Annotated in this window: 6 protein-coding genes; 4 read left to right on the top strand and 2 right to left on the bottom strand. The window is 59.2% G+C overall.

The genetic code is table 11. The features are described from left to right. Positions 1-132: 132 nt before the first annotated feature. Positions 133-753, bottom strand: coding sequence for an outer membrane lipoprotein chaperone LolA (gene lolA, locus PMI37_RS26630; RefSeq protein WP_008087013.1), 621 nt, complete (start codon positions 751-753; stop codon positions 133-135). Positions 754-820: 67 nt separating this feature from the next. Then, positions 821-3229, bottom strand: a complete 2409-nt coding sequence (locus PMI37_RS26625) for a DNA translocase FtsK (protein ID WP_081500545.1) — start codon at positions 3227-3229, stop codon at positions 821-823. Positions 3230-3526: 297 nt separating this feature from the next. Here PMI37_RS26625 and trxB point away from each other — a divergent pair, with 297 nt between their 5' ends. The 4 genes from trxB to infA all read left to right on the top strand — a co-directional run bounded on the left by trxB (position 3527) and on the right by infA (position 6326). Further along, complete coding sequence (gene trxB, locus PMI37_RS26620) at positions 3527-4486, top strand: thioredoxin-disulfide reductase (RefSeq protein WP_008087010.1); 960 nt, start codon at positions 3527-3529, stop codon at positions 4484-4486. Between the two features lie 63 nt (positions 4487-4549). Then, positions 4550-5230 carry a leucyl/phenylalanyl-tRNA--protein transferase gene (gene aat, locus PMI37_RS26615; RefSeq protein WP_045123303.1) on the top strand — a complete coding sequence of 227 codons (681 nt, stop codon included), beginning with the start codon at positions 4550-4552 and terminating at the stop codon, positions 5228-5230. Positions 5231-5287: 57 nt separating this feature from the next. Continuing rightward, positions 5288-5995, top strand: a complete 708-nt coding sequence (locus PMI37_RS26610) for an arginyltransferase (RefSeq protein WP_008087004.1) — start codon at positions 5288-5290, stop codon at positions 5993-5995. 112 nt (positions 5996-6107) lie between these two features. Then, positions 6108-6326 (top strand): translation initiation factor IF-1, encoded by a 219-nt coding sequence (gene infA, locus PMI37_RS26605; protein ID WP_002553999.1) that lies wholly within the window; start codon positions 6108-6110, stop codon positions 6324-6326. Positions 6327-6527: the final 201 nt, after the last annotated feature.

Below are 6527 nucleotides of genomic sequence, written 5' to 3'. Positions count from 1 at the left end.
CCCCGTTGGGCTGCGAAGCGGCGCCAAAAGCGACGACTGCTGCGCAGCCGAACGGGGATAAATCCCCTCGCCACAAAGAGCCCCTTAATACCAGGTCCTCTCCACGAGGGCCCCGGTACAAGGGGCCTGGGTTTATTCCTGGATCACGTCCGCACCCTTGGGGATGTCGAACTTGAACTTGGACGCCGGTACCGGCTCGTTGGCCTTCACCCCGGTGAACAGGATGTTGGTGCGCTGGCCGACGCTGTCGATCAGTTGCATGTCATTGAGCAGACCATTGCGGAACGACAGACGCAGGTTGTCGAACAGGGTGTCCTTGGTTTTCGGCTTGAGGGTGAAGTCGATCACGCCGCCCGCCTCTTTCGCGGAAATATCAAAGCTCTGGCTGATCTTCGACACATCACCGGACAGCAGCAGCGCCGGGGTCTGGGTTAGACGCTCGTCGAGCTTCTTGATGGTCGCCTGTTCCAGATCCGGGTCCCACAGGGTGACCTTCTTGCCATCAGACACCATGGTCTGCTCGGCCGGCGCGTTGGTGTGCCAGTAGAACAGGCCCGGACGCTGCAGGGTCATGTCGCCGGTGGTTTCCTGCAACTGCGTACCGCTGCCGTCGAGGGTCAGCTGCGAGAAGTTCGCGCTCAGGGTCTTGGAAGTTTCCAGCAATTGGGTCAAACGAGCCACGTCCTTGTCATCGGCGTGGGCCGTGAGTGTGGTCAAAGCCAGTACTGGCAGCAGCATGCGGATAAGACGCATGGGAGTCCTCTTGAATACTCGTTGGGAGAGCGGCGGCACATCATTGTCCCGCCTCTTGCTTTTTGGATCAGTCGCGTACCGGGCCCGGGGCCAGCACTTCACGCGAACCGTTGGTGTTCATCGACGTGACGACCCCGGCCATTTCCATGGCTTCGATCATCCGTGCGGCGCGGTTGTAGCCGATCTTCAGCTTGCGCTGAACGGCAGAAATCGAGGCACGACGGCTTTCCAGCACGAACTGTACGGCTTCGTCGTACAGCGCATCCGTTTCCGGATCATCGCCATCGCCGCCACCGCTGCTGCCTTCAAAGCCGCTGCCGGCTTCTTCGACACCATTGAGGATGTCGTCGTTGTATTCCGGGGCGCCGCGCAGTTTCCACGCTTCAACCACACGGTGAACCTCTTCGTCGGAAACGAACGCGCCGTGAACCCGGATCGGCAGACTGGTGCCCGGCGGCATGTAGAGCATGTCACCGTGGCCAAGCAGTTGTTCGGCGCCGCCCTGATCGATGATGGTCCGCGAGTCGATCTTGCTCGACACCTGGAACGCCATACGCGTCGGGATGTTCGCTTTGATCAGACCGGTGATCACGTCCACCGAGGGTCGCTGAGTGGCGAGGATCAAGTGAATACCCGCCGCACGCGCCTTCTGCGCAATACGGGCGATCAGCTCTTCAACCTTCTTGCCGACGATCATCATCATGTCGGCGAATTCGTCGACGACTACCACGATGGTCGGCAGCTTCTGCAACAGCGGCGCTTCGTCGTGAATGCTTTCGCGCTTGTACAGCGGGTCGCTCAACGGCTCGCCGGCGTCCTGCGCTTCCTTGACCTTGGCGTTGAAGCCGGACAGGTTACGCACGCCCATTTTCGCCATCAGCTTGTAGCGGCGCTCCATCTCGGCAACGCTCCAGCGCAGGGCGTTGGCGGCGTCTTTCATGTCGGTGACGACCGGGCACAGCAGGTGCGGAATGCCTTCGTAGATCGACAGTTCCAACATCTTCGGGTCGATCATGATCAGCTTGGCGTCTTCCGGGCCGGACTTGAACAGGATCGACAGGATCATCGCGTTCACGCCCACCGACTTACCGGAACCGGTGGTACCGGCCACCAGCAAGTGCGGCATCTTCGCCAGGTCGGTGATGACCGGTTTGCCGCCGATGTCATGACCGAGCGCCAGGGTGACCGGCGATTTGAAGTTGTCGTACTCAGGCGTCGACAGCACTTCGGAGAAGCGCACGATCTGCCGGTCTTCGTTGGGAATCTCGATACCGACCGTGGTCTTGCCCGGAATCACCTCGACCACCCGCACGCTGGTCACCGCCAGCGAACGCGCGAGGTCTTTCGCCAGGTTGGCAATGCGGCTGACTTTGACGCCGGCGGCAGGCTGAATTTCGTAACGGGTAATCACCGGGCCCGGATGGATCGAGTCCACCGTGACCTCGACACCGAACTCCTTGAGCTTGATCTCCAGCAAGTGGCCGACCGCTGCCAGGGATTCCGGCGAATAATTGAGTTGTTTCTTTTCCGCAGGGTCGAGGATCGAGATCGGCGGCAAGGTGCCTTCGACGGCGCTGTCGACGAACAACGGCGCCTGTTTCTCTTTCTGCACACGCTTGCTCGGCTCCGGCGCCTTGACCGGGGCTGGGGCGATGACCGGCGGCACCTGCTTCTCGCGGTCGGACATGTGCTTGCTCAGGGCTTGTTCACGCTCGATCAGGCGTTCCTTGACCTTGGCCTGCTCGCGCTTGTCGGTGACCGTCGGCGCGACCACGTCATGCACACGGACATCGACTTCACGCAGTTGCGCGACCAATTGTTTGCGTTCGGTACGTGCCGACCACCAGCGATTCAGCGCGCCCTGAAACAGTTCGAACAGGTCGAGGGTGATTTTGCCGGTGATGTCCATCACCTTGAACCACGACAGGTCGGTGAACACGGTCAGGCCGAACAGGAACAGCGCGATGAACAGCAGCGTGCTGCCCTGGATATTCAGCGCGTTCTTCGCCAGATCGCCGAGGCTTTCACCCAAAGCGCCACCGGCACCGGCCGGCAAGCCCGTCGCGGCATGAAAATGGATATGCGCCAGCGCAGCGCCCGACAGCACCAGAAACACCAGACCGATCAGGCGCCAGGAGAACAGCCAGCCGCTCCACTGCCACGGTTCGTGGCGCTGGCGGAAGATCTGATACGCCTTGATCGCCAGCAGCAACGGGAAGATATAGGCGAAGTAACCGAGCACCATGAACAGGATGTCGGCGCTGTAGGAGCCGGCCGGGCCGCCGAAATTCTGCACATCGTCGATCTTGCTGTTGTGGCTCCAGCCCGGATCGTCCTTGCCGTAGGTCAACAAGGCCATCATCAGGAACAGGCACAAGGCGCCAATGGCGATCAATGCACCTTCCTTGAGCCGGTAGTGCAACTGTTGGCGCCAGAGCGGAACGACTGTTTTAGGTGCTGCGGTGGATTTCTTCAAAACGCTACTTTTCCTGCGCCAATGGCGCGTCCATCTATTGAATGACGATAAAAAACTGCCCAATCCAGGCAGGTAACAAAGTGAACGAGCGCAACTGAGACTACTTTTAAAACTGCGCCGAGGCTTTTAAAAACACGGCACAGCGCGAACATTCTGTAACAGCCCGGCATTGTACGGGTTTGTACGTGCGATGCCATGCTTCAAACCCGAGGCTAAAGCATAGTCAAGCACACAAAACCTGTGGGCCAATTTGAGCATGCATTACCTTTTGTGACAAAGGCTTATGAGGTGTATTTGATGAACGTAGCGAAGCATTCACGCTTGATCATTCTTGGCTCCGGCCCCGCCGGTTACAGCGCAGCCGTGTATGCCGCCCGTGCCAACCTCAAACCCGTGGTGATTACCGGCCTGCAGGCCGGCGGTCAACTCACCACCACCGTCGAAGTCGACAACTGGCCCGGTGACGTCGAAGGCCTGACCGGGCCGGTGCTGATGGAACGCATGCAGAAACACGCCGAACGCTTTGCCACAGAGATCGTTTACGACCACATCCACACCGCCAAGTTGCAACAGCGCCCGTTCGAACTCATCGGCGACAACGGCACTTACACCTGCGACGCGCTGATCATCGCCACCGGCGCCTCGGCGCAGTATCTGGGCCTGCCCTCGGAAGAAGCCTTCGCCGGCAAAGGTGTTTCCGCCTGCGCCACCTGTGATGGCTTCTTTTACCGCAATCAGGTGGTCGCGGTCGTCGGCGGTGGCAACACCGCCGTCGAGGAAGCACTGTACCTGTCCAACATCGCCAAGGAAGTACACTTGATCCATCGTCGCGACAAACTGCGCTCGGAGAAAATCCTCCAGGACAAGCTCTTTGAGAAAGCCGCCAACGGCAATGTGCGCTTGCATTGGAACCAGAATCTCGACGAAGTGTTGGGCGATGCCAGCGGCGTCACGGGCGCCCGTCTGCGTCACAGTCATACCGGCGAAACCCGCGAACTACCGTTGGCCGGGGTGTTCATCGCGATCGGCCACAAGCCCAATACCGACCTGTTTCAGGGCCAGTTGTCGATGCATGACGGTTATTTGCGGGTCAAGGGTGGCAGCGACGGTGACGCCACGTCCACCGAGATCCCCGGGGTGTTTGCTGCCGGCGACGTTGCCGACCATGTTTACCGTCAAGCGGTCACCTCCGCCGGCGCCGGCTGCATGGCCGCACTCGATGCCGAGAAGTATCTGGACGACATTCCGGTCATTTGACGGCACACTTTATCGCGGGCCAAATGGCCAGCTCTGCCCTCCCCTTCTGCAAGCCTGGATGCCATGCTGACTTGGTTACAACGTAATTCCCTGACTTTTCCTCCTTTGGAAAAGGCCATGCGCGAGCCCAACGGATTGCTTGCCGCTGGCGGCGATTTGTCTGCCGATCGTTTGGTCCAGGCGTATCGCCATGGCTGCTTTCCGTGGTTTTCCGAGGGCCAGCCAATTCTCTGGTGGTCGCCGGATCCACGCACCGTGCTGTTTCCCGACGAACTGCATGTTTCACGCAGCCTCGGCAAACTGCTGCGCCAGCAGCGCTATCAAGTGACCTTCGATCAGGACTTCGACGCGGTGATCCGCGCCTGCGCCGCGCCCCGCGACTACGCCGACGGCACCTGGATCACCGAGGCCATGCAAGACGCCTACGTCGAACTGCATCGTCGTGGCTTCGCCCATTCAGTGGAAGTCTGGGATCAAGGCGAACTGGTCGGCGGCCTGTACGGCTTGGCGATGGGCCAACTGTTTTTCGGCGAGTCGATGTTCAGCCGCGCCGACAACGCCTCGAAATTCGGCTTTGCCACCCTGGTGCGGCATCTGAAAGACTCGGGGTTCGTACTGATCGACTGCCAGATGCCGACCGATCATCTGCACAGCCTCGGCGCCCGGGCAATCCCTCGCCAACAATTCGCCGATTATCTGGCCCGACACCTGGATCAACCCAATCGTGCCACCTGGGTTTGCTGAGCGACTTTTGCGCGCGTGGCTTACACTTAATTCACCAGCTTATCCCGAGGGTTGATCATGACCGAGTTGGCGCGTTTGAAGTTCTATGCCACTCAGCCTCACTCTTGCAGCTATCTGCCGGAGGAGCAGGCCACGACCCTGTTTCTCGATCCGAGTCAGCCCATGGATGTGCATGTCTACGCAGACCTGTCGGAAATGGGTTTTCGTCGCAGCGGCGACCATCTGTATCGACCTCATTGCCAGAACTGCAATGCGTGCGTGCCTGCGCGCATTCCGGTGGCGCAGTTCACCCCCAATCGTCAGCAGAAGCGCATTTTCAAGCGCAACGCCGATTTGCAGGTGCGCCCGGCCAAGCCGCAATTCAGCGAAGAATATTTCGATCTCTACCAGCGCTACATCGAACAACGCCACGCCGACGGCGACATGTACCCGCCGAGCCGTGATCAATTCTCGACGTTTCTGGTACGTGATCTGCCCTTCTCGCGCTTCTACGAGTTCCGACTCGACGGACGGTTGCTGGCCGTGGCGGTGACCGATTTGCTGCCTAACGGCCTGTCAGCGGTGTACACCTTTTACGAACCGGATGAAGAGCGCCGCAGTCTTGGCCGTTTTGCCATCCTCTGGCAGATCGGCGAAAGCCAGCGCCTGGGGCTTGAGGCGGTGTACCTCGGTTACTGGATCAAGAACTGCAAAAAGATGAACTACAAGACCCAATATCGCCCTATCGAATTGCTGATTAATCAGCGCTGGGTCGTCCTCAACTAAACCCGAGCCCTAAACCCCTTGGCGTAAACCCCATTTTTCGGGCACAATGCACGCCGCTTTTGCCTGGCGCAGTTGCACCGGGCCATTCATTGGATACCGAGGGCTTTACTGCATGTCGAAAGAAGACAGCTTCGAAATGGAAGGCACTGTCGTCGACACCCTGCCCAACACCATGTTTCGTGTGGAGTTGGAAAATGGGCACGTCGTAACCGCGCATATTTCCGGCAAGATGCGCAAGAACTACATTCGTATTCTTACCGGTGACAAAGTGCGCGTCGAGCTGACGCCCTATGACTTGAGCAAAGGGCGCATTACTTACCGCGCTCGTTAATCAAGTCAATACAGAACGCCCGGTTTATGCCGGGCGTTTTTGTTTGTCTGCGTTTTTAGGGTTTGGGGGCATATCCGTTTTCTCGGGTGCTGCCGCTGGCGGTTTCGCTCTTACAGCGAGTCCCTTTTTCAAACGCCGGAATGCCGGCCCAGCAAAAAGGAACCAAAAGGCTTTGCCCCGGCGTACGGCACTTCGCTGAGG

It is taken from the genome of Pseudomonas sp. GM80 (assembly GCF_000282515.1).
In the GTDB taxonomy this organism is placed as follows: Bacteria; Pseudomonadota; Gammaproteobacteria; order Pseudomonadales; family Pseudomonadaceae; genus Aquipseudomonas.
The sequence above is the reverse complement of the archived record's forward strand: the minus strand, read 5'-3'. Positions and strand labels throughout refer to the sequence as shown.

Bases quoted from the DNA above. Each gene is read 5' to 3' on its own strand.
- lolA (WP_008087013.1), bottom strand. From the start codon at position 753: ATGCGTCTTATCCGCATGCTGCTGCCAGTACTGGCTTTGACCACACTC.
- trxB (WP_008087010.1), top strand. From the start codon at position 3,527: ATGAACGTAGCGAAGCATTCACGCTTGATCATTCTTGGCTCCGGCCCC.
- aat (WP_045123303.1), top strand. From the start codon at position 4,550: ATGCTGACTTGGTTACAACGTAATTCCCTGACTTTTCCTCCTTTGGAA.
- PMI37_RS26610 (WP_008087004.1), top strand. From the start codon at position 5,288: ATGACCGAGTTGGCGCGTTTGAAGTTCTATGCCACTCAGCCTCACTCT.
- infA (WP_002553999.1), top strand. From the start codon at position 6,108: ATGTCGAAAGAAGACAGCTTCGAAATGGAAGGCACTGTCGTCGACACC.